The organism is Flagellimonas flava (genome assembly GCF_050617915.1).
In the GTDB taxonomy this organism is placed as follows: domain Bacteria; phylum Bacteroidota; class Bacteroidia; order Flavobacteriales; family Flavobacteriaceae; genus Flagellimonas; species Flagellimonas flava_A.
This window is the reverse complement of record NZ_JBODQE010000001.1, coordinates 434,896-460,660: the sequence shown is the minus strand read 5'-3', so window position 1 is coordinate 460,660 and position 25,765 is coordinate 434,896. Positions and strand designations below refer to the sequence as shown.

At 41.7% G+C, this 25,765-nt stretch carries 26 protein-coding genes; 8 read left to right on the top strand and 18 right to left on the bottom strand.

Annotation, left to right across the window (positions count from 1 at the left end; translation table 11 throughout):
• Positions 1-148 precede the first annotated feature (148 nt).
• From ACRHOZ_RS02135 to ACRHOZ_RS02100, 8 genes are all read right to left on the bottom strand, one after another.
• Complete coding sequence (locus ACRHOZ_RS02135) at positions 149-1,702, bottom strand: hypothetical protein (RefSeq protein WP_431121821.1); 1,554 nt, start codon at positions 1,700-1,702, stop codon at positions 149-151.
• Between the two features lie 230 nt (positions 1,703-1,932).
• Positions 1,933-2,376: a Spy/CpxP family protein refolding chaperone gene (locus ACRHOZ_RS02130; protein WP_431121818.1), complete on the bottom strand. Its 444-nt coding sequence runs from the start codon at positions 2,374-2,376 to the stop codon at positions 1,933-1,935.
• On the bottom strand, positions 2,369-2,899 hold the full coding sequence (locus ACRHOZ_RS02125) for a hypothetical protein (RefSeq protein ID WP_431121816.1): 531 nt from the start codon (positions 2,897-2,899) through the stop codon (positions 2,369-2,371). The genes ACRHOZ_RS02130 and ACRHOZ_RS02125 overlap by 8 nt, the downstream gene beginning before the upstream one ends.
• Positions 2,900-2,932: 33 nt before the next feature.
• Entirely contained in the window at positions 2,933-3,475 is a 543-nt protein-coding gene (locus ACRHOZ_RS02120) for an RNA polymerase sigma factor (protein ID WP_431121813.1), read from the bottom strand.
• 512 nt (positions 3,476-3,987) lie between these two features.
• Entirely contained in the window at positions 3,988-5,811 is a 1,824-nt protein-coding gene (locus ACRHOZ_RS02115) for an ABC transporter ATP-binding protein (RefSeq protein WP_431121811.1), read from the bottom strand.
• A gap of 3 nt (positions 5,812-5,814) precedes the next feature.
• Entirely contained in the window at positions 5,815-7,521 is a 1,707-nt protein-coding gene (locus tag ACRHOZ_RS02110; RefSeq protein WP_431121809.1) for a phospho-sugar mutase, read from the bottom strand.
• A 56-nt stretch (positions 7,522-7,577) separates the two neighbouring features.
• Positions 7,578-8,525, bottom strand: a complete 948-nt coding sequence (locus ACRHOZ_RS02105) for a glycosyltransferase family 2 protein (RefSeq protein ID WP_431121807.1) — start codon at positions 8,523-8,525, stop codon at positions 7,578-7,580.
• A gap of 42 nt (positions 8,526-8,567) precedes the next feature.
• A complete protein-coding gene (locus ACRHOZ_RS02100) occupies positions 8,568-9,089 on the bottom strand; it encodes a DUF4199 domain-containing protein (protein WP_422348330.1) in 522 nt (173 codons plus the stop codon).
• A 164-nt stretch (positions 9,090-9,253) separates the two neighbouring features.
• Between ACRHOZ_RS02100 and ACRHOZ_RS02095 the strand changes: the two genes are divergently transcribed.
• Together ACRHOZ_RS02095 and ACRHOZ_RS02090 are read left to right on the top strand one after the other, a co-directional pair.
• Positions 9,254-9,520 (top strand): type B 50S ribosomal protein L31, encoded by a 267-nt coding sequence (locus ACRHOZ_RS02095; protein ID WP_420400085.1) that lies wholly within the window; start codon positions 9,254-9,256, stop codon positions 9,518-9,520.
• A gap of 81 nt (positions 9,521-9,601) precedes the next feature.
• Positions 9,602-10,777, top strand: coding sequence for a GlmU family protein (locus tag ACRHOZ_RS02090; protein ID WP_431121804.1), 1,176 nt, complete (start codon positions 9,602-9,604; stop codon positions 10,775-10,777).
• 35 nt (positions 10,778-10,812) lie between these two features.
• On the opposite strand, the gene ACRHOZ_RS02085 is transcribed toward ACRHOZ_RS02090, so the two are convergent.
• Complete coding sequence (locus ACRHOZ_RS02085) at positions 10,813-12,387, bottom strand: M81 family metallopeptidase (protein ID WP_431121802.1); 1,575 nt, start codon at positions 12,385-12,387, stop codon at positions 10,813-10,815.
• Positions 12,388-12,530: 143 nt separating this feature from the next.
• On the opposite strand from ACRHOZ_RS02085, the gene ACRHOZ_RS02080 reads away from it, so the two are divergent.
• A complete protein-coding gene (locus ACRHOZ_RS02080) occupies positions 12,531-13,001 on the top strand; it encodes a YybH family protein (RefSeq protein WP_431121799.1) in 471 nt (156 codons plus the stop codon).
• Here the strand turns inward: ACRHOZ_RS02080 and ACRHOZ_RS02075 are convergent, their stop codons facing one another.
• Complete coding sequence (locus ACRHOZ_RS02075; RefSeq protein ID WP_431121796.1) at positions 13,002-14,768, bottom strand: SGNH/GDSL hydrolase family protein; 1,767 nt, start codon at positions 14,766-14,768, stop codon at positions 13,002-13,004.
• A 199-nt stretch (positions 14,769-14,967) separates the two neighbouring features.
• On the opposite strand from ACRHOZ_RS02075, the gene mtaB reads away from it, so the two are divergent.
• Positions 14,968-16,296 (top strand): tRNA (N(6)-L-threonylcarbamoyladenosine(37)-C(2))-methylthiotransferase MtaB, encoded by a 1,329-nt coding sequence (gene mtaB, locus ACRHOZ_RS02070; RefSeq protein WP_431121793.1) that lies wholly within the window; start codon positions 14,968-14,970, stop codon positions 16,294-16,296.
• 49 nt (positions 16,297-16,345) lie between these two features.
• Here the strand turns inward: mtaB and ACRHOZ_RS02065 are convergent, their stop codons facing one another.
• Positions 16,346-16,639, bottom strand: coding sequence for a GNAT family N-acetyltransferase (locus ACRHOZ_RS02065; RefSeq protein ID WP_073176257.1), 294 nt, complete (start codon positions 16,637-16,639; stop codon positions 16,346-16,348).
• Positions 16,640-16,799: 160 nt separating this feature from the next.
• On the opposite strand from ACRHOZ_RS02065, the gene ACRHOZ_RS02060 reads away from it, so the two are divergent.
• Positions 16,800-17,477 carry an alpha/beta fold hydrolase gene (locus ACRHOZ_RS02060; protein WP_431121790.1) on the top strand — a complete coding sequence of 226 codons (678 nt, stop codon included), beginning with the start codon at positions 16,800-16,802 and terminating at the stop codon, positions 17,475-17,477.
• Positions 17,478-17,506: 29 nt separating this feature from the next.
• Positions 17,507-18,475 (top strand): lytic transglycosylase domain-containing protein, encoded by a 969-nt coding sequence (locus tag ACRHOZ_RS02055; RefSeq protein WP_431121787.1) that lies wholly within the window; start codon positions 17,507-17,509, stop codon positions 18,473-18,475.
• An 87-nt stretch (positions 18,476-18,562) separates the two neighbouring features.
• On the opposite strand, the gene ACRHOZ_RS02050 is transcribed toward ACRHOZ_RS02055, so the two are convergent.
• Positions 18,563-19,078: a DUF2892 domain-containing protein gene (locus tag ACRHOZ_RS02050; RefSeq protein ID WP_422348323.1), complete on the bottom strand. Its 516-nt coding sequence runs from the start codon at positions 19,076-19,078 to the stop codon at positions 18,563-18,565.
• Between the two features lie 169 nt (positions 19,079-19,247).
• On the opposite strand from ACRHOZ_RS02050, the gene rpmH reads away from it, so the two are divergent.
• On the top strand, positions 19,248-19,406 hold the full coding sequence (gene rpmH / locus ACRHOZ_RS02045; RefSeq protein WP_084598129.1) for a 50S ribosomal protein L34: 159 nt from the start codon (positions 19,248-19,250) through the stop codon (positions 19,404-19,406).
• Between the two features lie 95 nt (positions 19,407-19,501).
• Positions 19,502-22,354, top strand: a complete 2,853-nt coding sequence (gene carB, locus ACRHOZ_RS02040) for a carbamoyl-phosphate synthase large subunit (protein WP_431121785.1) — start codon at positions 19,502-19,504, stop codon at positions 22,352-22,354.
• Positions 22,355-22,358: 4 nt separating this feature from the next.
• On the opposite strand, the gene ACRHOZ_RS02035 is transcribed toward carB, so the two are convergent.
• The 6 genes from ACRHOZ_RS02035 to ACRHOZ_RS02010 form a co-directional block, all read right to left on the bottom strand.
• Positions 22,359-23,192 (bottom strand): DUF2306 domain-containing protein, encoded by an 834-nt coding sequence (locus ACRHOZ_RS02035; protein ID WP_431121782.1) that lies wholly within the window; start codon positions 23,190-23,192, stop codon positions 22,359-22,361.
• A gap of 36 nt (positions 23,193-23,228) precedes the next feature.
• Entirely contained in the window at positions 23,229-23,909 is a 681-nt protein-coding gene (locus ACRHOZ_RS02030; RefSeq protein ID WP_431121780.1) for a DUF4386 domain-containing protein, read from the bottom strand.
• Between the two features lie 49 nt (positions 23,910-23,958).
• Positions 23,959-24,198 carry a hypothetical protein gene (locus tag ACRHOZ_RS02025; RefSeq protein ID WP_431121777.1) on the bottom strand — a complete coding sequence of 80 codons (240 nt, stop codon included), beginning with the start codon at positions 24,196-24,198 and terminating at the stop codon, positions 23,959-23,961.
• Between the two features lie 86 nt (positions 24,199-24,284).
• Entirely contained in the window at positions 24,285-24,734 is a 450-nt protein-coding gene (locus ACRHOZ_RS02020) for a hypothetical protein (RefSeq protein ID WP_431121775.1), read from the bottom strand.
• A 118-nt stretch (positions 24,735-24,852) separates the two neighbouring features.
• Positions 24,853-25,410, bottom strand: coding sequence for a GIN domain-containing protein (locus ACRHOZ_RS02015; protein ID WP_431121773.1), 558 nt, complete (start codon positions 25,408-25,410; stop codon positions 24,853-24,855).
• Positions 25,397-25,765 (bottom strand): GntR family transcriptional regulator, encoded by a 369-nt coding sequence (locus tag ACRHOZ_RS02010; RefSeq protein WP_431121770.1) that lies wholly within the window; start codon positions 25,763-25,765, stop codon positions 25,397-25,399. Before ACRHOZ_RS02010 ends, ACRHOZ_RS02015 begins: the two co-directional genes overlap by 14 nt.

Below are 25,765 nucleotides of genomic sequence, written 5' to 3'. Positions count from 1 at the left end.
ATGTAGATTTTTATGGTTTCTGGTTCTTTGACCACGGTTTTGATGAAAGGTTTAAATAGAAAAGGAGCCAATTGGCTCCTTTTTTATGTTTTTTATCGATTTGATCAGTGAACAAAATTTCATCGAACTCACTTTAATTCGTACCGGATTAATTTAGATCCGCTTTGTAAATGGCCCACTCCTCATAAAGGCTATCAAGAATTTCTTCACCGTGCTCTCCGCCATAGATTATGTACATTTCATCATTGAACAATGCCATTTGATGAATGGAATGGTGTACACTTGGTTTGGGAAGGTTATGAGTTAATTCAGTAAAACTGTTGTCAAGAGTATTGAATACCCCAATTGTGGTTTCCTTTCCAACCACAGTTATTATGTCCTGTTCTATTTCAACATTTGCTTTGAATCCTGCTACATAAATCAAATTCTCATTTTTTTGGACAAAACTAAAACTCAATGGTTTTTCCATATAGAGGGTTTCAATATCGGTGGGATTGTCCATGTCAATAATGTAAATGGTATTGGAGGGATTTGTATCGTAAAAATCTTGGCCTCCTCCAAACACATACATTTTATTGTTGATGATTGTACCTCTGGCGCCATATCTGGTTTCTGGGAGGGTTGCGAACAAGGTTGAAGTTTGACTTTCCAAATCCCATTTGTAAATATTCTTTGCCTCCTCTATTTCGAAAATTGCGCTATTGTCAATAGTTGCAGGAATAAATGCCCCGCCTATAATATATGCAGCATCGTCTTGAACCGATATACCAAAACGGGTAAAGGCAATTTCCATTTCGTACTCCTCGGATATGATATTATGGGGGACAGAAGTCGGGGCGTTAGAAATATCTAATCCATAGGTATTTACATATCTAGCCCCAAATGCTATGAGTTGATTATTGACAATATGTAATTGTTTGGAAACAGCATCTTCTTCAGAATCATAGTTGACATAATCTGTCTGGGAGTTATCATCCATATTGAATTTGATTACACGCTCAGGTCTTTTTTCGAAATTGTCAAGAACATCTTCCTTGGTAACAATAAAAAAACTATTGTCACTGTAAGATCCGATCATCCCAGGGGAACGGCCATTGATTGCCGCAGATTCAAATGTAAAAGCCTCGGAAAAATCAAGATCTTCAACTGGAGCTTTGTAATCTACCACATCCTTGCTAGCCAAGGTAAAATTCAAAATCCCTTCAGAGGACTTTCTTACTTTGGCACCACTTTTTGCTGTTACGGAACCTGACAAGGTAGCTGTCACCGTTCCATCTTCCATTACTTTGATATCAAAATCATCGGACGCCAAATCAGAGGCGCTTTCCCCAACAAAGGAAAAAGAGGAAGGCTTTGGTGATCTATAAAAGTCAAGAAGTGTTTCATCTATGGTTGATGCAGACCTGTTTATATCATGGCCTCTGCGCCACACCAAAGAACCATCCGTTCCTCCAGAAAAGATGAACTCATCATCGGCCACATTAAAATTGTCGGTAATATCCAAGACTTCGTTGCCATTGGTAAGTTCAGCGGATACAATTCTCCACACCTTGGAGTTTCCATCATCAGTTAAAAGATCAACAGTCTCTTGTTGAAGTTCCGAGACAGTAGGTTCAGGATTCTGTGTGTTTGCAGGGTCATCCGAGCTGCAGCTCCAGAGAATCGTAATCATGGCAATAGTAAATAACGTTTTGATTTTCATAATAAGATTTTAAGCAGTTTTTTTAATTAACACCCTTGTAATTGTAGGGTACTGCAAATAAATCTTATTACCTGCCTGTAATCAGGTCAGAATTGATCAATGGCATCTATCAATTGACGAATGGATCATCTCAGTTGATGAATTTTGGAAAGCTGGGCAAAATAGAATTTATCTTTAAGCTGTATATCTAGGTACTTGGCTCAACTAGGGAAATTAGCAGGTTAAATAAGTTACCCACCACCTCGACGTTTTCGCATTTGCTGAAGCAATCGCTTTTTAAAATCTTCTTCGGCCTTCAGCAGTAGCAAGGTCTTTTTAGGCGAAATCACGGTTTTTATCTCGGAGATAAACTCCAGTTGGGCTTCATGCTTTTCTTTTTGCACATCTAAAAACTTCGCCAATAGGGTAGAGGATTCTGCATTGGATAAATCCTGGATGAATGCTATTTGGGAGCGAAGTTCCATGCGCTCGGTTCTGCGAATACGCTCCAAAGTTTCTTCATATTCATTGTAAATGGGCCAGAAGGACTGCGCCTCTTGGCTAGTGAGATTCAAACGTTCCGTAATAAATGCCACCTTTAGGGTTTTGATGCGCTCACGGGCAGGACCCTGGGCATAAAACCATGAGGACCCCATGGCAAAACTGAAAATTAGTATGAGTATTTTTTTAGTCATAATTGTTGTAGTCTAGGTTTAAATCCTCAATGTCCTCCACATTTTCATCCAGATATTCCAAAATTTGCTCCTCGCCCAAATGCTGGTCCAAAATATCGGACAGTTCGATTTGCTCCAACGAAACCACCTCCGCAATTTCATAGGAAGAAAGATTGAAATCGGTAGTATCAAAATAGGCTTCCAGCTCGGAATTTGCCAAATCATCAAAGGTTACAGTATCGGTATTCTTCCCATTGAGTCCAAAGAACAACAGAAATACTGCGGCAACTCCAGCTATGCTGTAGTATATTTTCTTATAAGATTTAAGTTGAACGACTTTAACCTCTTTAGGTTCCAGTTGGGCCATTACTTTTGGGGTAAAGTCTTCAAAGTAGGTCTCGGGCACTGCAAAACCATCCGACTTAGGAATTATGGAATTTTCAGCTTGGGAATCCTCCTGTTGGATCCTGTCCATAAGTCGGTCATGAAAGTTGTCGAAATAACCTTCCGGAGTTTTGAATTTATTTTTTTTATCCTTTCCCATCTTTTTTGTTTGACCCCCGAACCTTAAAAAGGTTTAATCGGCTTTAAGATACGTTTCAATTTTCTTTACTGCCAAATGGTAAGAGGTTTTTAGGGCACCTACCGAGGTTTCAAGCACTTCTGATATCTCTTCGTATTTCATTTCCTGAAAATATTTCATGCTGAAAACCAACTTTTGCTTATCAGGCAGTGTTGCCAAAGCTTTCTGAAGCTTTAATTGGATCTCATCCCCTTCAAAATAAACATCGGATTGAAGGTTTTCTACCATTGCAATTTTCAATTCTTCATCACTGATACCCGCTTTCCTGGATTTCTGTTTTAAAAAAGTCAGGGATTCGTTTGTCGCAATGCGATACATCCAGGAATACAGCTTACTATCCCCTTTAAAGCCCTCTATATTCCGATACACTTTGATAAAGGTATTCTGCAACACATCGTCAGCATCATCATGATTCAACACAATCCTTCGGACATGCCAATACAAGCGTTCCTTATAGGTGTTGACCAACACTTCAAAGGCTTTAGCTTGACTATCCTTATGTTTTAGCTCAGCGACTAAGGTTTCCTCAGCGATCAATTTTTTGTTGATTTGATGCTATGACTATGGTAAAGGTAAAAGGTTTAATTCTATTTAGACATGAGACATGAGACATGAGACATGAGACATGAGACGATGGACTGTCCAGTTTTTGGATGCTTGGAATTTGGAATTTTGAGTCTTGAGTCTTGAGTCTTGAGTCTTGGGTCTTGGGTCTTGAGTCTTGGTTGGGGATATCAGATTTCTGGATTTCTGGATTTTTGGATTTTTGGAGATTGGAATTTGGAGTTTTGATTGTCAGATGTCGGATGTCGGATGTCGGATGTCAGATGTCGGATGTGGGATGCTTGGATTTTTGGATTATTGGAATTTGAGCTTGAACTTGAATTTTGGATTGTTGGAGATTGGAATTTGGAGATTGGAATTTGAAGATTGATTGCTAGGTGCTAGGTGCTGGGTGCTGGGTGTTGGATGTCAGGTGTTCGTTTTTGGATTCTTAGATTTTTGGAATTTGGAATTTGGAATTTGGAATTTTGAGCTTGCACTTGAACTTACCCAAGCGTCTGCATTTCCACTAGCTTTTTGTACCCTTTTTGCGACTTCATCAGTTCTTCATGGGTACCTTGCTCCACAATTTTTCCTTTGCTGAGGACTACTATGGAATCTGCATTTTGGATGGTGGACAGCCGATGCGCAATGACAATGGAGGTACGGTTTTGCATCATTTTTTCCAGTGCATCCTGAACGAGCTTCTCGCTCTCCGTGTCCAAGGCGGAAGTGGCCTCGTCCAAAATCATGATGGGAGGGTTTTTCAACACCGCCCTTGCTATGGACAACCGTTGTTTTTGACCGCCACTTAATTTATTACCGCTATCTCCAATGTTTGTATCATAGCCATTGGGGAGTTCCATAATAAAGTCATGGGCATTGGCCACTTTGGCAGCTTCCATAATTTCTTCATCGGTAGCAGCTTCCTTGCCCAGACCAATATTGTTTTTAACGGTATCATTGAACAAGATAGAATCCTGCGTCACCAATCCCATAAGTCCGCGAAGGGATTTTTTGGAAATGTCTTTGATATTGGTTCCGTCAATGTTGATTTCACCTTCGTTCACGTCGTAAAAACGGGTGACCAAATTGGCAATCGTACTTTTCCCACTTCCGGATTGCCCAACCAAGGCTACCGTATGCCCTTTTTTGACATCCAGATTGAAGTTTTCCAGCACATAATCATCTTCATACTTAAAGGAAACCTCCTTGAGGGATATGCGCTTGGAAAAATCTGTTTTTTCTATGGCGTTTTGACTGTCCGCAATTGGATTTTCAGATTCCAGAACTTCCAATACCCGTTCTGCGGCGGCATTTCCCTTTCTAACGCCGTAGGAAGCCTTGCTAATGGCCTTTGCAGGGGTTAGAATATTATATGCCAGTCCCATATAGGCTATAAAAGAGGAGGGATCCAGGGTTTTATCCACCAAGACCATCTTACCTCCAAACCATAGCAGCACGCCAATAACCAATATGCCTAAAAATTCACCAGTTGGCGAGGCTAGGTTTTGCCGGTTCAAAAGGGAGTTGGAAAACCTAAAAAAGCGATTTGTGGATTTTTTGAACGTATTGAAAAATCTAGATTCAGAGTTAAAGGCCTTGATGACCCGCAAACCACCCAAAGTTTCCTCCACAATGGACAAAAACTCACCTTGCTCGCGCTGTACTTTATCCGATTTTCGCTTTAGCGATTTTCCAATTCGGGAAATGATCATGCCTGCAATAGGGATGAAAATGAACACAAAAATGGTGAGTTTGGCGCTAATGCCGAACATAATCAAAATGGTAAACAGGATGGTCAAAGGTTCCCTAACAATCAACTCCAAAATGGATAGGAAAGAGTGCTGAATCTCCAAAACATCCGAAGTGATTCTGGCTATAACATCCCCTTTGCGTTTTTCCGAAAAATAGGAAATGGGCAAATCCACAATTTTCTGGTACATTTTGTTCCGAATGTCCTTTAGTACCCCATTCCTAAGAAAGGTGATAAAGAACATGGCCAGATAATTGAAAGCGTTCTTCAAAAGAAATAACACCAGCACCAGTCCAATGACCAAAATAAGTCCTTTCATATCATCATCCCCAGAATAAGCGGTGACCCGATAGTTGATGTAATCCTGGAGATAATCCTTTAAACCACCCATTCCAGTATAAACTGGCTCCACAAGCACCTTTTCGTTGGGCTTGAAAAGCACATCCAACATGGGAATCAAGGCCGCAAAGGAAAGCGCACTAAAAAGCGCATAAAGGATATTAAAGAAAATATTGAGAAAACCGTATTTGCGATAGGGAACCGCAAAACGGAGAATCTTTTTAAAATAATTCATTAACTACAAGTTCAATTCGGAAACGATGCCCTCCAGTTTGGCATCCAACTGCGAATTTACGGATTTATAATCCGCGGCATTCTGCAATGTGGCGTTGGTGCTCATGTAAAACTTCACCTTGGGCTCTGTTCCGCTAGGTCTTGCGGCAATTCGTGTGCCATCTTCGGTTTCGTAGATCAAAACATTCGATTTTGGCAGGTCAATGGCCTTTTCCTCCCCAGTTTGTACATTTTTGGCAGTTGAAGTATTATAATCCTCAATCCAAACCACTTTGGAACCTTGAACGGAATCCACTGGATTTTCCTTGAAATCAATCAGCATTTGCTTGATTTCCTCAGCGCCGCTGATTCCTTTTTTGGTCAGGGAAATCAGTTTCTCCTTATAAAAACCAAAACTTACGTAGCAGTTGATCAATTCTTCATAAAAAGAGCTGCCACTGGCTTTGGCATCAGAAGCTATTTCGCAGGCCAGTAGGGTAGAGGTAACGGCGTCCTTATCCCGAACAAAATCGCCTACCATATACCCAAAACTCTCTTCTCCTCCACCAATAAATTGGGAATCCGGGAAGTCCTTGATCATTTTGCCAATCCACTTAAATCCGGTCAGGGAGGTCTTGCATTCCACCCCATAGGCTTTTGCCATTTGCTGCATCATGGGTGTGGATACAATGGTAGAAGCTACAAACTCGTTGCCCTGCAATCCGTTGTCCTTGAATTTGTCCAACAAAAACTTGGTCATCATGATCATGGTCTGGTTGCCATTGAGCAATTCAATTTTACCTTCCAAGTTTTTAACGGCTATCCCCAAGCGATCACTGTCAGGGTCGGTGCCCACTACCATATCGGCTCCAATGGCTTCTGCCTTTTCAATGGCCATGGCCAAAGCGGCAGGTTCTTCCGGATTTGGAGACTCCACAGTAGGGAATGCCCCATCGGGTTTGGCCTGTTCTTCTATAATGGTAACGTTGTTATAGCCCGCTCTTTTCAACACCTCGGGAATTGCGGTAATGGAAGTGCCGTGCAAGGAGGTGAACACAATCTTGAAGTCATCCTTTCCCTTGGCGCCAAAACTGCCTTTGCTTACCGAAGCTTCAAAGAAAGCCTCATCCACTTCTTTATCTATAAGTTGAATAAGCCCAGCATCGGCCTCAAACTTTATATCCTCAAAAGAAAGTGAATCTATTTCAGCTATGATTTCGCCATCCTGTGGTGGTACAATTTGACCTCCATCTGCCCAGTATACTTTGTACCCATTGTATTCAGGCGGATTGTGGGAAGCCGTTAGAACAATTCCCGCTTGACAGCCCAAATGTCTTACTGCAAAAGAAAGTTCCGGCGTAGTTCGTAATTCAGAGAATAAATAAACTTGGATTCCATTCGCAGCGAAAACCTCAGATACTGTTTTGGACAAAGTGTCCGAATTGTGACGGCAATCATAGGCAATCACAACTTTGATTTCGTTGTTGCCATGAACTTTTTTTAAATAATTGCTGAGTCCCTGGGTGTTTTTACCCAAGGTGTATTTGTTGATTCGGTTGGTTCCAACCCCCATGACTCCACGCATTCCCCCGGTTCCAAATTCCAAATCCTTGTAAAAACGTTCCTTTAATTCTTCGGTATCGTTTTCTATAAGGTGTTGAACTTCCTTTTTGGTATCTGCGTCAAAAAAATCGGTAAGCCAAGTCTTGGCATTTGCGGTGATGGAATCCATGAAATAATGTAATTTTCTTCGTGTTAAAAGTACAAAGAATATGAAATTGGCCTCGGTTAAATGTTAATTTTCTTGGAGATGGTATATCGGGTATCATTTTTTCTGGAGCGAACCATTATTTCACCCAAAAAACCAGCTAAAAACAACTGGGTTCCGATGACCATGGCCACCAGGGCAATATAAAACTGGGGTCGGTCGGTTATCAAGCGGCCAGTGGGGTTTAAAAAGAGTTTGTCTATTCCCAGATAGATGGAAAAACCAAAACCTACCACAAACATAATTACACCCAAGGCGCCAAAAAGATGCATGGGTTGTCGGCCAAATTTGGAGACGAACCAAATGGTGATCAAATCCAAAAACCCATTTACAAAACGTTCCGCACCAAACTTGGTACTCCCATATTTTCTAGCCTGATGCTGTACCACCTTTTCGGTAATATTGGAAAAACCGGCATTCTTGGCAAGTACTGGTATGTACCGATGCATTTCTCCAGAAACCTCGATGTTTTTGACCACGTCTTTGTTGAAGGCCTTGAGACCACAGTTAAAATCATGGAGTTTGACCCCTGAAGTCCTTCTTGCCGCCCAATTGAACAGCTTGGACGGGATGTTCTTGGTGATTATGGAATCGTAGCGTTTCTTTTTCCAGCCAGAGACAATGTGATAATTGTCTTGCTTGATGAGGTTATACAATTCGGGGATTTCTTCCGGATTGTCTTGCAAATCCGCATCCATGGTAATGACAACCTCTCCTTCGGCAGCTTCAAAACCGGCATGCAGGGCCTGGGATTTCCCATAGTTTTTCAAAAACCGAATCCCTTTGACGTTTTCATTTTTTTCGGATAGCGAACGAATGGTATTCCATGAACCATCCACACTGCCATCATCAATAAAAATAATCTCGTACAAAAAATGATTGGATTGCATAACCTGTACAATCCAATCATGGAGTTCTATAAGTGATTCTTGCTCGTTAAGTAAAGGGATTACAATGGAAATCTGCATTGTTTCTTTCTGGATTTCCCTTCAAAAGTAGCATTTTTTGTGTTAGTAGGCAGGTTTGTTTTTTTTGAGAATCAAACCTGTAATTAAGCCTAATACCAATCCAATGATGCAGCTTATGATTAACCCAATAGGATATCTAATCCATCCTAACTTCTTTTGCATTTCAACGCCCTGTTGCCATTGTTCTTCGGTTAGGCGAGGATTTTTTTCAAAAGCTGCGGACTTTGCTATTTCAAATGCTTTGTCCATGAAATCAGGCTCAATGAAATTGATTAAAAGGTATTGGTATATCAAAGATAAAATAGCTGAAACCAGAGCGATGCCTACTCCCAATTTTAGGGCTTCAACAATTTTAAGATATCCTCCATTGGCCTTTTTGAAATTCATTGTTCCAACAAATATTATTATTGCTGTAATTATCGTGGAAACAACAATTACCGGAGTGCTCATTTCGTAATGAAGGTTCTGTGTGTATAACATTACACCAAATACTATGGATGCTAATCCCAGTATTATTCCATAATTGCGGGAAAACGTTCCCACTTTTGGTTGATTTTCTTCCATTTTAAAAAATTATTTTAGATTGATAGCTGTCTGTTAGTGACCTTTGTTAAGGTTTTGTTACAGTTAAAGGTAGATTTTTTCTTTTTTAATGTTTTTGGGTTGGGATTCTAAAAGAAATCATTAAATTTGCAGCTCGAAAATTCTGAGAATAAGTTTTTAAGGCGATGAGAAAAGGTATACACCCAGAAAATTATAGATTGGTAGCTTTTAAAGATATGTCCAATGACGATGTATTCATAACAAAGTCTACTGCTGATGCCAAAGAAACCATTACCGTGGACGGTGTTGAGTATCCTTTGGTAAAATTGGAAATCTCCAGAACTTCACATCCGTATTATACTGGTAAGACCAAGTTGGTGGATACCGCTGGTAGAATTGACAAGTTCAAGAACAAATACAAAAAATTCAACAAAGAAGAGAAGGCTGAGTAGTCAACTTCTTGATAAATAGATAAGGCGCCCTTGATTTTTAATCAGGGGCGTTTTTTATTTTTACACCTAGAAACAACCAGTATGAACTATATCCTGGCCGATGGCCCAAGAAGGACCGCACTACTTCCCTTTACATTTACAAGACCCGTAGCCGAAATACGAATTGGCATATTGACCATTACGGAAAAATGGGAACGAAGACTCAAAACCAAGCTAAGTTTTAAGACAGAGGAATATCTGTCCGAGAAGTACCCCATGGTTTCCGCAAAGGAAAACGTGGTCATAGATGGAGCCATCGTACCCGACCAAGGTCTGTCTGAAATGGTAAGTGCCCTTTCAGCAAATGAGGCGATTCAATATGGGGACAAGGTTGTGGCCTATTATACCTCCGACCCCAATTCGGAGCCGGATTTTTCCATTTACAAAATGAAAACGTATGAGGGAGAACTTATCACAGTAGATTTTACTTGGGATATTTTTTCCAAAAATGGGGAGGCTCTCCAGGCCGATTATGATTTCATCACCGAGGGAAGGAAAAGTGCCCCAATTTCGGATACCAATCAACTCATCAGTCCTGAAAACATTTTCTTGGAAGAGGGGGCGAGCGTGGAATACAGTATCCTGAATGCTTCCAATGGCCCCATTTACATCGGAGCCCACGCTGAAGTATGGGAAGGTGCGCTGATTCGTGGTGGTTTTGCACTTTGCGAAAAAGCTGTGGTAAAGATGGGAGCCAAGATATATGGGCCTACTACTGTTGGCCCCCATGGAAAGGTGTGCGGTGAAATCAGCAATTCTGTAATTTTTGGATACTCCAGTAAAGGTCATGAAGGATATTTAGGGAATGCTGTTTTAGGGGAATGGTGCAATATTGGGGCGGATTCCAACAACTCCAACCTTAAGAACAACTATGCCAAAGTTCGGATGTGGAATTATGAGACACAAAAGTTTGACCATACAGGACTTCAGTTTTGTGGGTTGATGATGGGAGACCATAGCAAGACCGCCATCAATACCATGTTCAATACAGGAACTGTAATTGGCGTAAACTCCAACATTTATGTTCCTGGATTTCCTAGGAATTTCATTCCAAGCTTTAGCTGGGGAGGAGCTTCAGGCTTTTCTACTTATATGCCCAAAAGGGCATTTGAAGCCGCCAAGGTTATGATGGCCAGGAGAGGGAGCGAATTTGATGATGTGGAAGCCCGTATTTTGGAGCATGTCTTTGAACTGACCAAAAAATGGCGGAATTATTGATTCACCTCAATTTAATACTTGATATTTAAGGTCTGTTATTTTGTACTACCAGATTGAGGAATGAGTTGGGCCTTTAGATTGGGATCTTCCATTTCCTTATCCAATGGAAACATGGGCCTATTGATTCGCTGGTACCCCAAGCGCTCCAAATCTTGATCTACCCCTCCAGGAGTAAGAGCCATGATCCAATCTCCTCTCATATTATAAAGTTCAGGTACCAAATACCCAATTTTCACGACTAGGATATCGGAGTTTCTAGGATTCAATCCCAAATTGGTAAAGTCACTTTCCCGGTGGTAAGGCTTCCTTTTTTTGGTAACGATTACTGAAATACTTCCTACTTTCACTACCACTTCCGTTTCTGCATGCCTATCCCCGTGTTTGATTGCCTCTATAGTTCCCGAAAGTTCAATGGGAGGTGAAAAACGGCTGTCCACCTGGGCTCCTGCCAATGCTGTTATTTTTTCTCCCACACCCAATTCCACTGCTTTTTGCACCAGATCTGGGCCAGGAATGGAGGCATAAATCAAACTAGGGCCATTGGGGGAAGAAAATTCTGGTCTAGCCAATAACTCTCTCAAAGTCCAGGTAACATCACCGGCGCCTCCTGCAGTTGGGTTATCTCCCATATCACTGATGATAAAGGGTTTCTCCTTGCTGGACAGTGCTTTTTTTAAGCTTTCTTCCAAAGTTGTGGTCGGTGCCACAAACTCAAAGGCATTTCTAGCCTCCCAAAAACTGTTGGCCAGTTGTTCAGCACCTTGGGTTACTTTGTCCCTGTCGTCCCCAGTTACCATCACCACGGCATGATTTCTAGGTTCGTCAGCCCAGGCATATCCTACCCATATAGCGGCATCCACAATACCTTCCTGAGCAGCAATTGGGGCAACCTTGGCGTAGAGACTTTTTCCAGGTTCAACACGGGTACTCGTCATCTCCCCCGGTAAAAGTATAGGAACTGGAATCCAAGCTTTGTAGGCAGGCTTTCCTCGATTACTTTCCAATCTATCCAGAAGATTCACTACCGCCCTTTTTTTGGATTCCATGGCATCTTCGTGTGGTGCCATACGATAGCAGGTTATTAAATCGGTTTGTTCTGCAAGCCTTTGTGAAACATTGCCATGCAGATCCATGCAGGTGGATATAAGCGTTTCGTATCCTACTACTTCCCTAATTTGGGCAATTAAGTCCCCTTCGGGGTCATCCAAACCTTCGACACTCATAGCCCCATGAATGTCAAAAAAGAGCCCGTCATAAGGGGCATTTTCCTTGAGCATTTCCAAAGTTTTGCCCACCAAGGATTCGTAGGTTTCCTTGGTTACGATACCGCCCGGCAACGCGTGACCTTTTAGGGTTGGAAACCAATGGGCACGTTTTCTGGAGAGCGAATCTTTGGACATGAATGGATAAAGGGAAAAGACATCATCTCCGGTTTTGGCATGAAAAGCATCCTCCAATGTGACAGCAGGAGAGAAGGTACTGGATTCAATAGCAATTCCTGCGATGGCTATTTTGGGGAGCGTATCTGTTGCTGTCTTCTTATCAGAGGATTTGGTGTTGCAACCTACAAGTAAAAGAAGCAGGGACAGGGTAAGGACAATCTTGTGCATGTTCAAAAATTATCTATTGATTGGAATTTTGCAGCTAGGTTCACGAAGTTAATGGAAAAAGAATGAAATTTTATGAAGGATAGGAACAGATAAAGGGGGTAACTTTTGCTTACTTTGTTAAAATGCCTTAAACCAAATTCAAAATGAAACCATTTACAAACCTTATCATAGCCAGTTTTCTTTTGATAAGCTGTATTCCTGAAAAAAAGCTTGAGGAAGATGTTGTCATAACAGTTGAAGAAGAGAAGGAAGCTATAAAATCCACATTGGTATCCATGTGGGATGCCATTGAAAAAGGCGATGTTGAACTCTACGCAACCTATGTACATCAGGATTTTACCCAATTTGGGGAAACAGATTCAATCCTCAGAGTGGGGAAGGAGACAGAAGTTAAGGGAGTTGCAGCTTGGGTAAAGGATTCAGAAGGCATACATACCGAAATGGACGAACCTCAAGTGACCATTAAGGGCAATGTGGCTTGGATTACCTATTATTGGAGGGATAAGGGTATTACCAATGGTGAACCCTTTGCCTCCCGTGGTAAGTCCACCCGAATTTTTGTAAAAGAAAATGGGAAATGGCTATGCATTCATGGCCATTATACCCTGCTATAATTATTCCGAAACCTTTTGAAGTTGCGAGACCAACTGTTTGGCAAGCAATCTATAGCCTTCGGCATTTGGGTGAAGGCCATCGGTAAATAGAGACTCGTTTAAAGTCCTATTCTCTAATAATAGTGGGCTTCCAATATCGGCATATGGGATGCTTTCCAATTGGGCCAATTCGGCAATTTTCAGGTTAATTTCCTTGACCCTAGCCTCTTTTTTAGTTCTTGGCAATATCCCTATAAGATGTAGTTGACTTTTAGGTTGACGGATTTTTATGGCCTGTATCAAATTTTGTAAACCGGAAACAATCTCAGAATCTGTATTCAGATGGAGGTTGTTGGTGCCAATCATGAGAATAATGCTTTCGGCCTCAAACCCGTCCAACTCACCATGCTGTACCCGCCATAACACATTTTCAATACGGTCCCACCCGTATCCAAAATTCCGAATACCAAGTGGGGACAACATTCCTTCCCAAGAATCTGCTCCGTTGGCAATACTGGATATAGGTTCCCCTCCCCAAAAATTGATAATAGAATCCCCAAAAAGACATATTTTGGGTGGGTTTTGCCTGTTGCCTTCAAGAATGGCTTGGTGCCTGTTTTCCCATTGATACACCGCTATATCCCTACTTTGTGTTTTGGGGATGGTGGTGGAAATTTCCCCTTTGTGTTCATTCAGAATTTCACGAATCAGTTGTTCATAAGCATCCGCATATTGTAGCATCCCATAATCATTGGGATGAATGATATCCACAAAAGAATCAAACCCTAGGCCGATAGAGTCCTTCGCCAACAAGAAAATATCCGTATACCCCTCAGATTTTAACTGATTGAATGCGTTCTCGAGGTCTTCATTTAGAGGTCCATATCGGTCTTTGTTTTCTTGGTTGGTAAAATCATCGGCGTAGCCCACATGTGCTGTCAGAATTATTGGGGTATGGGGTCTTTTCTCCTTGAGTCTTTTTACGGCATTCAATACCAGTAGTTGGGTATTATCGCGGTTTGGACTCAGGTTGGGAAGACAATCCAGGATATATAGTTTGGCGTCAATTTCGGTCATCAAATCAATGAGTTCGGGTTCCAGTCTGCCATTCCCAGAAAAGCCAAGATTGATGATAGACCTATCCAGTTTACGTTCCAATATATTGGTCCATGCCATTCCAGGTCGGGAGGCGCACGCTCCTTGGCAAATGGATGTGCCATAGGCTACAATGGGCTTCTCTTTTCTTATGGGAAGCGGATTCAAAAAGGAACCATCCTCTATTCCGATTTCCAAACTTTCTATTTCATTGTAAAGCGGCAAAAAGAGCTGATATTCCCGACCGTATTGATAGTAGGTCTCCGTATCCGAATCAATGGTGAAGGTATAGCTACTTTCCTTATCCAAGGAGTAGAACCCCCAATGGCGTATCCAGTCCCCGTGAGGTGTTTTACCGTACAAATCCAATCCGCTGACCCCTGTGGCAGGCATATGGGGTAAAGAGAGGCCTCCCTTAAGTGTATATTTTACTCGAATGTTTTTGGCGTTGCTCCAAAACCTGATGGATAGGCCAGCTGCTTGTTTTGATAAGTTCCAAACCGCTTTTCTAACGTTTTGTTCTGCACGGGCAGGAAGTCTGTGGAAGTGGGATTCCACCTCATTGGGCCAGGCTTGGCCTGAAATCACTGGGAACTCATGTTCGGCCGGATTCCACCATTTGATGTCCGTCTTTTCTTGGGCGGAAATTGGTGAAAGAAATAAGATGAATGCAAAGAGCCATAGGTTCTTCATGAGTGCAATTTTGGAGGGTTTTTATGCAGTCAACTAAAATAGTCCAAGTTTTGGGTATTATGCAATACAGTTTTGCTGGGATTTTGTTATGGGAATCACTTATTCTTTTTTAAAAACCATTCAAAAATTGGAATACATCCAGAACAACCTAAGTCCCAACGAATCACTATCTTTGCAGCCCAAAATTTAAGAAGGGTCAATGCGCAAAAAAGTTGCTTTTTATACCTTGGGTTGTAAGCTTAATTTCTCCGAAACCTCTACCATAGCCAGAAGTTTTGAAAAGGAGGACTTTGACCGTGTGGACTTTGATGAGAAGGCAGACATTTATGTGATCAACACCTGCTCTGTCACCGAAAATGCGGACAAACGCTTTAAGACCATTGTAAAACAAGCCCAAAAAAGTAATCCAGAGGCCTTTGTGGCTGCTGTGGGATGCTATGCGCAATTGAAACCTGAGCAATTGGCCGAGGTTGATGGAGTGGATTTAGTTTTGGGTGCAACGGAAAAATTTAAGATCACTGATTACATTAACGACCTTACCAAAAATGAGCAGGGAGAAGTGCATTCCTGTGAGATTGAAGATGCTGATTTTTATGTGGGTAGTTACGCCATTGGGGATAGGACCCGCGCATTTTTGAAGGTTCAGGATGGCTGTGACTACAAGTGTACTTATTGTACCATCCCATTGGCAAGAGGAATCTCGCGAAGCGATACGCTGGAAAATGTTTTGTCCAATGCTGCCGAAATTGCCTCCAAAGGCATCAAGGAAATTGTGTTGACCGGCGTAAACATAGGGGATTACGGAAAGGGAGAATTTGGGAACAAAAAGCATGAACATACATTCTTTGAGTTGGTGAAAGCACTAGATCAAGTAGATGGTATTCACCGCCTTCGTATTTCTTCCATCGAACCCAATCTTTTGAAGAACGAAACCATCGATTTTGTATCAAAGAGCAATTCCTTTGTCCCTCATTTTCATATACCATTGCAAAGTGGGAGTGATGAGATTCTTAAAAAGATGCGTCGTCGTTACCTGTCCAATCTATATGTGGATAGGGTGCAGCGTATAAAACAAGTCATGCCCCATGCTTGTATTGGAGTGGATGTTATTGTTGGTTTTCCAGGAGAAACAGAGGAACACTTCTTGGAAACCTACCACTTCTTGAATGAATTGGATATTTCTTACTTGCACGTTTTCACCTATTCCGAAAGGGATAACACCCTTGCGGCTGAAATGGGGAATGCTGTCCCCAAAAATGTTAGGTCCAAGCGAAGCAAAATGCTTCGAGGACTTTCTGCCAAAAAACGCCGGGCGTTTTATGAAAGTCAATTGGGAAGCACCCGAGCAGTCTTGTTTGAGGGTGAGAACAAATCAGGCTACATACATGGATTCACGGAAAATTATGTGAAGGTAAAGGCGCCTTGGAATCCCGAATTGGTAAACACGCTGCATCAAGTGGAACTGACCCAGATTGATGAAGACGGTTTGGTCAGGTTTGAGTTTGTTACTGAAAAGATTTTGGCATAAAAAAACCTCTCATAATGAGAGGTCTTCAACTCGTTTTGTGTTTTTTGGGTTAGATGCGGATTCCTACCGGAAGCATCTCTTTGTACTGTCTGTTCTTTCTTAAGAAACCTGCAATGTGTGGACTTGTGGGTACCACTCTGAGGTTTTTCTCTTGAATTTCATGCAAAACGGCCTTAATGAATGTTTCTTTAAAACCTTCTTGAGTAATTTCCTCAGGAATGACCAATTTGGTCAAAAATACTTTGCGTTCTTGTGAGGAGTACTCAATTTTAGCCAAATGGCCATCAACCCTAGTTTCAAATTGGCGTAAGAAACTATTGTCATTAATTTCCATTTCTGTCATATAGTATTGTTTTAAAATTGACACAGCACATTACCAAAGCGGTAATTTAAAATCGTCCCTTTTGGTTAATTGTTCAAAAATGAGCGGGGCCTATTGCAAAAGGGACACAAAATTAGTCAAAAATTTGTTAATTTCCTAGCCCAATTGATATTAGGGAAAAATGCCCCGTTCCAAAATCCACTTGTATCTGATGCCTGGTATGGCAGCCAATCCTTCTATTTTTGATGGGATAAAATTACCTCCGGAAACCTTCACCCTGCATAGGCTGGAGTGGTTTGTTCCAGATAAGGGAATGTCCCTAGCGGATTACGCAAAAAAAATGGTGGTTCAAGTTCAACATGAAAATCCTGTTTTGTTGGGAGTTTCCTTCGGAGGACTATTGGTTCAGGAAATGGCCCAGCATATCAAGGTAAGGAAGACCATAGTGGTCTCTGCGGTAAAACATCAGCATGAATTGCCAAAAAAAATGCTGTTTGCCAAGTATACCAAGGCACATAAACTATTACCAACTGGACTGGTCAACAATGTGGAATTATTGGCTAGATATGCGTTTGGGGAACGGGCTACCAAACGGCTCGATCTTTATGAAACCTATTTGTCCGTTAGGGATAAAAGGTATATAGATTGGGCTATAGACAATATTGTCAATTGGTATCCACCCGCACCGGTTCCCAATCTTGTCCATATACATGGAGACAAAGATGCCGTATTTCCCATTGAAAAAATCAAGGATTGCATCACAGTTAAAAATGGAACACATACCATGATAATCCATCGGGCAAGATGGTTTAATGAGCATCTTCCCGCAATTATTTTAGAAGAAGGAAGTTCTATATAGTATCTTTAACCAAACAAATGAGGTAATTTATGAAGCATGTTAAAAACATACTGGCCATAATTGGACTAGTGGTTGTGGTAGGAAGTTTGATTTTCGCGGTGCAGTCCAAACCTGGGGATTTTGTTCAGGCCAAAACCGGGGAACAAGGTGTTGCAAATGACAAGAATGTGGCGGAAGGATATCGGATCAGTGCCATCGAAATCCCAGAAGACTTGAATTTTGCAGGGGAAGCAGTTCCGTTGGATGACCCCGAAGTTATGGAACGGGTAGATCGTGAGTTTTTGGTCAACACCTATTGGCAGTCCAATGCTTTATTGTTGATGAAAAGGGCGAATAAGTATTTTCCCATTATAGAACCCATTTTGGCAAAAAATGGAATTCCAGACGACTTTAAATATTTGGCAGTTGCGGAGAGTGCCCTGATTGATGTGGCCTCACCCAAAGGAGCAGCGGGCATGTGGCACTTTATGCGAGCCACAGGCAGGGAATATGGGTTAGAGGTAAACTCCAATGTGGATGAACGATACCATATTGAGAAATCCACTCAAGCGGCTTGTGAGTACATCAACAAATGGAAAAAACGCTTTGGTACCTGGACCTTGACAGCGGCCTCATACAACGCTGGTCCTGCAGGTGTGCAGAAGTATATGAATATCCAAAAAGTGGACAATTACTATGATCTTCTGTTAGGACAGGAGACCGGACGCTACGTGTTCCGGATTTTGGCCCTCAAGGAGATTCTTTCCAATCCTGACAAGTACGGTTTTGATGTGGGGCAGGAAGATTTTTATAAAACGGTACCGACTTTTTCCGTGCAGGTAGATACCGCGGTGACCAGCTGGGCAGACTTTGCCAAGCTTTACGAAATCAATTACAAAATCCTAAAAAGACATAACCCCTGGTTGCGTGAGCCCCATCTGAACAATGATTCGCGTAAAAAATATGTGATTGAGATTCCGAACAAGGGGTACTACCGAAATATTAGTGCGGGGGAATAATCGTCCAAAGTTCAAATTTCAAGCACCACATTCCAAAGATGGAAGAGGGGTATTTGGAAATTGAAGTTTGTGATTTGGAATTTACAACTAGATTTTCTTCATCTGTTGTTGCATCATCTTGATCTGCTCCGTAAGCATATTGTTCTTGTCCAATTTCTTTGCTTCTTGCAACAACTGAGTGGCTTCCCTCTTTCTGCGCTTTTGCATGGAAATCCCAGCAAGACTTAACTTGGCCATGGCAACATCATAATCCATGGTCAAACCTAGTTTTAGGGCTTTTTTGAAATACTTTTCTGCCTGGGTCAAGTTCTTTTGGGAATAAATAATGCCGTGCAGGTAGTTGTAGTAGCCTTGTTGTTTCTTGATCAAAGCTGCCTCTGGATTTTTGATTTTACCCAGCCATTTTTGAGTGCCTTCCATGTCTTGTTTTCGCATCCGAAGAAAAGCCATAAGAATGAATTCATTTCTGAAATACAGAAAAATAAACACCAAGGAAAGTAGGATCAAGGAAATGCCGTTGCCAATATATCCCTCGGCAAACTGGTACCCTGAGTACCCTACTATTAAGGCGGCAATGACTAATTTTATATTTTTATGGAACATATTTTGTTCGGATTTTAAGTCGGTTTCAAGAGGAGGCAAAAGTACTAAAAACTAATTTAAATATTTTCTTTTTGCACTTGCCAAAGTAAAAACTCTTCGTATATTTGCGCCCAGAATTTTTAGGGTAGTTTTATCTCCCAGCAACAAAATCCATTAAAAGAGTTCCGAAATGAAAAGAACGTATCAGCCGTCAAAGAGGAAGAGAAGAAACAAGCATGGTTTTAGAGAACGCATGGCGACTGCCAATGGTAGAAAAGTTCTTGCAAGAAGAAGAGCTAAGGGAAGAAAGAAATTATCTGTTTCATCTGAGCCAAGACATAAAAAATAATGACTATATTTTAGTTTTAAATTAAAGGTGTTACTTTTCCAAGTAGCACCTTTTTTTTGGACTATCAAAAAAGAAAACGAGTAACACCCTATAGAATGCCTAAAAGAAAAGATTTAAAATCCATTTTGATTATTGGTTCTGGCCCTATCATTATTGGCCAGGCATGTGAGTTTGATTATTCCGGTTCCCAATCCTTAAGATCCCTTCGCGAGGATGGTATAGAAACCATCTTGATCAATAGCAACCCTGCTACGATCATGACGGATCCCGCCATGGCGGATCATGTGTACCTGAAACCCTTGAACACCAAATCAATTATTGAGATTTTAAAAAACCACCCCAATATTGATGCAGTACTACCCACTATGGGAGGACAAACGGCCCTGAATTTATGTATTGAAGCAGATGAGAAGGGTATTTGGGAAGATTTTGGAGTGGAGATTATTGGTGTCGATATCGACGCCATCAATATCACCGAAGATCGTGAGAAGTTTAGGGAATTGATGCTCAAGATAGGAATAGGAATGCCTCCCCAGGCATCTGCTACTTCCTTTCTCAAAGGAAAGGAAATTGCCCAGGAATTTGGATTTCCCTTGGTAATACGAGCATCCTTTACTTTGGGTGGAGCAGGGGCATCCATTGTTTATGACCCTGAAGATTTTGATACCCAATTGAGCCATGGATTGGAAGTTTCACCTATCCACGAAGTAATGATTGACAAGGCCTTGATGGGATGGAAAGAATACGAATTGGAGTTACTTCGGGATAAAAATGACAACGTAGTCATTATTTGTACCATTGAAAACATGGATCCGATGGGTATTCACACGGGAGATTCCATTACTGTGGCCCCAGCAATGACCTTATCCGATAGGACATTCCAACGTATGCGTGATATGGCCATCCATATGATGCGCAGCATTGGGGATTTCGCTGGTGGATGTAACGTACAATTTGCAGTGAGTCCTGATGAAAAGGAAGATATTATTGCCATTGAGATTAACCCTAGGGTATCCCGTTCTTCTGCATTGGCTTCCAAAGCAACAGGATATCCCATTGCGAAAATTGCCACCAAACTGGCCATTGGTTACAGTTTGGATGAATTGGACAATCAAATTACCAAATCCACCTCGGCATTGTTTGAACCCACTTTGGACTACGTTATCGTAAAAATCCCAAGATGGAACTTTGACAAATTTGAAGGTTCTGATCGGACTTTGGGGCTTCAGATGAAGTCCGTAGGGGAGGTCATGGGTATCGGTAGATCATTCCAAGAAGCCTTGCACAAAGCCACACAATCACTTGAAATCAAGCGAAATGGCCTTGGAGCAGATGGTAAGGGTTATAAGGACTACGACAAAATTATCCAAAAACTTAAGGTGCCCAGCTGGGATCGGGTCTTCGTACTCTATGATGCCATCCAGTTGGGGATTCCGCTGAAGACTATCCATGATATCACCAAGATAGATATGTGGTTCCTTAAGCAGTACGAGGAACTTCATTACTTGGAAATGGAGATATCAAAATATACGGTGGAGAGTCTTCCCAAATCCCTCTTGTTGGAGGCCAAACAAAAAGGTTTTGCGGATCGCCAGATAGCCCATATGTTGGATTGCTACGAAAGTGAAGTCCATAAAAAGAGAATGGCCCTGAAAATAAATAGGGTCTATAAACTTGTGGATACCTGTGCAGCGGAGTTCAAGGCAATGACCCCATATTACTACTCCACCTTTGAGGAAGAAATTGAGACCGCGGATGGAACCCGTTTTGTGGCCAACGATAGCGAGGTAACGGATAGAAGAAAGATTGTGGTCCTAGGTTCGGGGCCCAATAGGATAGGGCAGGGGATAGAATTTGACTACTGCTGTGTACACGGGGTTTTGGCAGCAGCCGAATGTGATTATGAAACCATCATGATCAATTGTAACCCTGAGACTGTATCCACAGATTTTGATACTGCTGACAAGCTCTATTTTGAACCCGTTTTCTGGGAACATATCTATGATATTATTCTTCATGAAAAACCGGAGGGAGTCATCGTGCAGCTTGGTGGGCAGACCGCTTTGAAGCTGGCTGAAAAGTTGGATCGCTATGGCATTAACATCATCGGTACCAGTTTTAAATCCTTGGACTTGGCAGAGGACAGGGGAAGCTTTTCGACTTTATTGAAGGAAAATGACATTCCTTACCCCCGATTTGGTGTAGCGGAAACCGCCGATGAAGCCTTGGAACTTGCAGATGAATTGAACTTCCCACTTTTGGTACGTCCGTCCTATGTTTTGGGTGGACAGGGAATGAAGATTGTGATCAATAAGGAAGAGTTGGAAGCGCATGTGGTGGATTTGCTCCGCAGCATTCCCAACAATAAACTTTTATTAGATCATTATTTGGATGGAGCCATTGAAGCGGAGGCAGATGCCATTTGTGATGGCGAAGAAGTCTACATCATCGGGATCATGGAGCATATAGAGCCCTGTGGAATCCACTCTGGGGATTCCAACGCTACCTTGCCTCCTTTTAATCTTGGCGAATTTGTCATGCAACAAATAAAGGATCACACCAAGAAGATAGCTTTGGCCCTAAAAACAGTGGGACTGATCAACATCCAATTTGCCATCAAGGACGATATCGTGTACATCATTGAAGCAAATCCGAGGGCATCCCGTACTGTTCCATTTATAGCTAAAGCTTATGGAGAACCGTATGTGAACTATGCCACCAAGGTAATGCTGGGGGAAAATAAGGTCAAAGACTTTGATTTCAAACCCCATTTGGATGGCTATGCGATCAAACAACCGGTGTTTTCGTTCAACAAGTTCCCTAATGTGAATAAGAACTTGGGGCCTGAAATGAAGAGTACAGGAGAGAGCATCCTCTTTATAGATAGTCTAAAAGATGATGATTTCTACAACCTGTACTCCCGAAGAAAGATGTACCTCAGCAAATAGAGATTCAGCTAATCCGCGGTATCCACATACCCATGGTAGCCGCAAAAGTCCCTAAAGCCGTTATAAGAGTCAGGATTATCATGCCAATGGACATGGCAATCTTGGCTCCTTGGGACTTGTTCTTCTGTGCCAAAAAGTAAAGTTCCAACACCGCCAAAGGAAGTAGATATTGGGCAAAACCTAGGAAAACAAGGAACGGCCCGCGGAAGGTTTCGGGGTCAAAACCTACTGGACGTCCGTGAACAAAAAGCCAGAACATCAGGCCTATTCTAAAGAACCATACCCCAGCCATGGTTAGGAACAATCTTAGTGCCCATTTTCGGTGTACCACAAAATTTCGCTTCATGGCTGTTCTTAGAGCCATTAGGGCAAAGGTCAAGATAAGTACCCCATTTAGGCTTACGCTTATATCACCAACCAAACCACTAATGGTACCCTTGGTGATAACCATGTAAATTCCACTCAAACTGATCAAAAAAGCAGCCCCAATGTAAAATCGTCCGTTCCAACGATGAAAGCGAGGAAAATAATTCCTGAGTTTTGGAATGAACTGCATGGGGCCGCCGACCATTACGATGACGGCAAAAAGCAAGTGTATGGCCACAGCTGTATTGCCCATGGTCTCACCTTCCACATAACCGTGAGGTAAAACCCTGTTCCAACGCATAAAATCTCCGTCTATGGCAGCTCCTCCGTAGAATGAGGCTACGTAAAAGGCAAATACCCACTGGCCTAATACAGCGACTGTAAACCAAACTTCAATGGATTTATCCAAAAATTTTTTAGGCCATATTTTGGTTGGCCTACCTGAGGTAAGCGTATCTGTTTTAAATGTCATGATTGTTCTGTTTTGTTGATTAATACATTGATGAAACTAGCTGTTCTGAATGGCAGAATCAGAAAACCCCTTGGCAATTAACCATCCCATAAAGACAATCATAAAAATGCCATTCTGGGAATAGAAATGGAAGCTGATATCCAAATCAAAGATGTTGACCCAAGAGGCCATAAATACCAGGCTAATGGCTATCATACCCCATAACGCCAATAATTTGGGAACCAATTTGGTTCGAAATAGAAAATAGTAAAATACAAAGGCGGCCATGGCATAGGTAATCAACGCCATGAAATGCGACCAGAAGTAATCCTCAATTTTTAGCAAGCCAAGGGTCCGCAGTGTGTCCAGATTGGTAGCTCCAGGCTTCACAAATTCTCCGCTCAACGAAATCAGTGATAAATGACTGATGTTGCTGTAGATTATGATGCCTAAATTAATCACCCAAAGTCCAAAAAATGCAAGGGCAAGCCCCGAGCTATACGCTTTGATTTTGGGAAAAAGATAAATGGAAATAAAAAGCCATAAGGCACTGGCAGTGATGTCCAGTACCATTCCGAAGCGCATCCCCAATGCATTTTGATGAATGTACTCCAGAAAATTAAGATCTTCGCCCATAGACGTTGAAAGTCCTCTCAGATTTAATGAGGGTATACCCACGGCCATGATCAGGAGCAATAAGGCTCCTACAATTCTACCTGTTTGTTGATTTGTTTTCATGATTGTTCGTTTTTTTGCTGTCTTCCAACAGCAGGTTGATGAATAAACTTTAGTGCTTGTAGATTTTCCGTTTGGTTTGCTCAAATTGGTTCAAATGTCCCATTTGGCTAAACCCTTTGTTTAGGTTGTCAGATAAGAGCCCAAGTGCATATGCCGTTTGCTGATAGGCAAGCTCCACTTTCTTTTGCGTATGATACCTATGTAGTGCATAACTGCAAAGAATCAAAGCGATGAGTCCTATACACAGGAACCGAAAAAGACGATTCGTTCCTACTTTTTGTGATTTCATGATTGTTCGTTTTTTTACCTGTCCGTGAACCTATGGTACATAAACCAACAGGCGGACTGATGAATGGTCTACAGGATTTGGGGTATTTATACCGGGTAAACCCTGAATTTTAAAAAGGGCTTGATAAAAGCCTTAAATAAATACCCCCATGGAATAACCAACGTATCAATGATTACCGCGGTTACGCATATCCAAAAGAAGGATTCTGCATTGGGGGTGATTGTCCCAGCGTGTTTCATGGGAAGATAAACCGTTAATGCCCAAATGGATTTATAGGCCAATTGCAGTAGGATCAACGGCAGCATTTTTATAGGATATCTAATACCAATCCCCATAAGTGTGGCATAAGCCGCCCAAAAACTAAAGGACACTCCTGTAATATAGTCTAGGGGCTCTGGAGGGAAAAGCAGGTATTCCCAAGCTTCAAAGGCCAGTCCTATAAACGTGAGTAAATAGAGGGAGCGCATAAGCCAAATGCGCCATTTCGGCGGATACGGAACACCCTCTTGGTCATGTGTTGTGGTATGTGATTTCATAACTGTTCGTTTTTTGATTGATTGACCCTTCGGCTTCCTGCCTGTTGGTAGGCAGGCGCTCAGGGCAGATTGATGATTGATGAATAATAAAAGCTGATTGTTCGTTTTTTGATGGTATTTAGTTGTTCTTTTCTTCCATAAAATTCAGTTGGTTAATTTTTCCATTTAGATTCACACTGCCTGTTGAGGTGTTGCTGTATTTTAAATGCTCATAGGAAAGTTCAAGTTTTCCAGAGCTTTTATCTCTGAACTTCAAGTCCAGATTTGTTCCTGACAGGATTCCGACCGACTCAACTGATACTTCAGAACTAAACTGAAGCCCGTGGAATTCTGGGTTTGAAATACGAAGGACAATACTGTCTTTCTTCTTCAAGGATGAGGCCACACTGATGTCCAAAGTATCGTCAACTATTAGGGTGCGAATAGAATCGATTATATAATCCGGGGCATTTACCTGAATCGCCGCAACATCTTGTTGTTCCATGAGAATTTTCAATCTTCCGTTCGCTTTGATAGCTATAAAATGGGCAAGCTGCCGATTTTGCGTTAGCATTTGTACAGGTTTCATATGGGCTTTCCCCTCCTTCACATAGCTATGTACGGATAACTGAAAAATGAACGAAAATAGCAGGATAGCAATCAGCGCTCCCCATAAAATAAGACTACTTTTCTTCATTTTTGTGTTGGTTGTAAGCGTTGTTCAATACTTCAATATCAATGTCCAATAGGTTCATTTGCTTGAATAGGCTAGGAAGGTTTTGTTCTAAAAACTCCTTGCGTTTAATATCCAATACAGTGGTAAATCCATTGTCGGATACAAAGTACCCAATACCTCTTTTGTTATAGATCACCTCCAAATCCTGTAGGTGGTTAAAGGCCCTTATGGCCGTATTGGGGTTGACCTCTACCATCATGGCCACTTCCCTTACCGAAGGGATTCTGCTTCCTTCTTGCCATTGTTTGCTCAATATGTTTTCATAAAAGAAATCCACTATTTGTAAATAAATAGGTTTACTGTTGTCAAAATCCAT

What these genes read in the sequence shown, in the direction of transcription:
- ACRHOZ_RS02135 (WP_431121821.1), bottom strand. Translation starts at nt 1,702, where the DNA reads ATGAAAATCAAAACGTTATTTACTATTGCCATGATTACGATTCTCTGG.
- ACRHOZ_RS02130 (WP_431121818.1), bottom strand. Translation starts at nt 2,376, where the DNA reads ATGACTAAAAAAATACTCATACTAATTTTCAGTTTTGCCATGGGGTCC.
- ACRHOZ_RS02125 (WP_431121816.1), bottom strand. Translation starts at nt 2,899, where the DNA reads ATGGGAAAGGATAAAAAAAATAAATTCAAAACTCCGGAAGGTTATTTC.
- ACRHOZ_RS02115 (WP_431121811.1), bottom strand. Translation starts at nt 5,811, where the DNA reads ATGAATTATTTTAAAAAGATTCTCCGTTTTGCGGTTCCCTATCGCAAA.
- ACRHOZ_RS02110 (WP_431121809.1), bottom strand. Translation starts at nt 7,521, where the DNA reads ATGGATTCCATCACCGCAAATGCCAAGACTTGGCTTACCGATTTTTTT.
- ACRHOZ_RS02105 (WP_431121807.1), bottom strand. Translation starts at nt 8,525, where the DNA reads ATGCAGATTTCCATTGTAATCCCTTTACTTAACGAGCAAGAATCACTT.
- ACRHOZ_RS02100 (WP_422348330.1), bottom strand. Translation starts at nt 9,089, where the DNA reads ATGGAAGAAAATCAACCAAAAGTGGGAACGTTTTCCCGCAATTATGGA.
- ACRHOZ_RS02095 (WP_420400085.1), top strand. Translation starts at nt 9,254, where the DNA reads ATGAGAAAAGGTATACACCCAGAAAATTATAGATTGGTAGCTTTTAAA.
- ACRHOZ_RS02090 (WP_431121804.1), top strand. Translation starts at nt 9,602, where the DNA reads ATGAACTATATCCTGGCCGATGGCCCAAGAAGGACCGCACTACTTCCC.
- ACRHOZ_RS02085 (WP_431121802.1), bottom strand. Translation starts at nt 12,387, where the DNA reads ATGCACAAGATTGTCCTTACCCTGTCCCTGCTTCTTTTACTTGTAGGT.
- ACRHOZ_RS02080 (WP_431121799.1), top strand. Translation starts at nt 12,531, where the DNA reads ATGAAACCATTTACAAACCTTATCATAGCCAGTTTTCTTTTGATAAGC.
- ACRHOZ_RS02075 (WP_431121796.1), bottom strand. Translation starts at nt 14,768, where the DNA reads ATGAAGAACCTATGGCTCTTTGCATTCATCTTATTTCTTTCACCAATT.
- mtaB (WP_431121793.1), top strand. Translation starts at nt 14,968, where the DNA reads ATGCGCAAAAAAGTTGCTTTTTATACCTTGGGTTGTAAGCTTAATTTC.
- ACRHOZ_RS02065 (WP_073176257.1), bottom strand. Translation starts at nt 16,639, where the DNA reads ATGACAGAAATGGAAATTAATGACAATAGTTTCTTACGCCAATTTGAA.
- ACRHOZ_RS02060 (WP_431121790.1), top strand. Translation starts at nt 16,800, where the DNA reads ATGCCCCGTTCCAAAATCCACTTGTATCTGATGCCTGGTATGGCAGCC.
- ACRHOZ_RS02055 (WP_431121787.1), top strand. Translation starts at nt 17,507, where the DNA reads ATGAAGCATGTTAAAAACATACTGGCCATAATTGGACTAGTGGTTGTG.
- ACRHOZ_RS02050 (WP_422348323.1), bottom strand. Translation starts at nt 19,078, where the DNA reads ATGTTCCATAAAAATATAAAATTAGTCATTGCCGCCTTAATAGTAGGG.
- rpmH (WP_084598129.1), top strand. Translation starts at nt 19,248, where the DNA reads ATGAAAAGAACGTATCAGCCGTCAAAGAGGAAGAGAAGAAACAAGCAT.
- carB (WP_431121785.1), top strand. Translation starts at nt 19,502, where the DNA reads ATGCCTAAAAGAAAAGATTTAAAATCCATTTTGATTATTGGTTCTGGC.
- ACRHOZ_RS02035 (WP_431121782.1), bottom strand. Translation starts at nt 23,192, where the DNA reads ATGACATTTAAAACAGATACGCTTACCTCAGGTAGGCCAACCAAAATA.
- ACRHOZ_RS02030 (WP_431121780.1), bottom strand. Translation starts at nt 23,909, where the DNA reads ATGAAAACAAATCAACAAACAGGTAGAATTGTAGGAGCCTTATTGCTC.
- ACRHOZ_RS02025 (WP_431121777.1), bottom strand. Translation starts at nt 24,198, where the DNA reads ATGAAATCACAAAAAGTAGGAACGAATCGTCTTTTTCGGTTCCTGTGT.
- ACRHOZ_RS02020 (WP_431121775.1), bottom strand. Translation starts at nt 24,734, where the DNA reads ATGAAATCACATACCACAACACATGACCAAGAGGGTGTTCCGTATCCG.
- ACRHOZ_RS02015 (WP_431121773.1), bottom strand. Translation starts at nt 25,410, where the DNA reads ATGAAGAAAAGTAGTCTTATTTTATGGGGAGCGCTGATTGCTATCCTG.
- ACRHOZ_RS02010 (WP_431121770.1), bottom strand. Translation starts at nt 25,765, where the DNA reads ATGGATTTTGACAACAGTAAACCTATTTATTTACAAATAGTGGATTTC.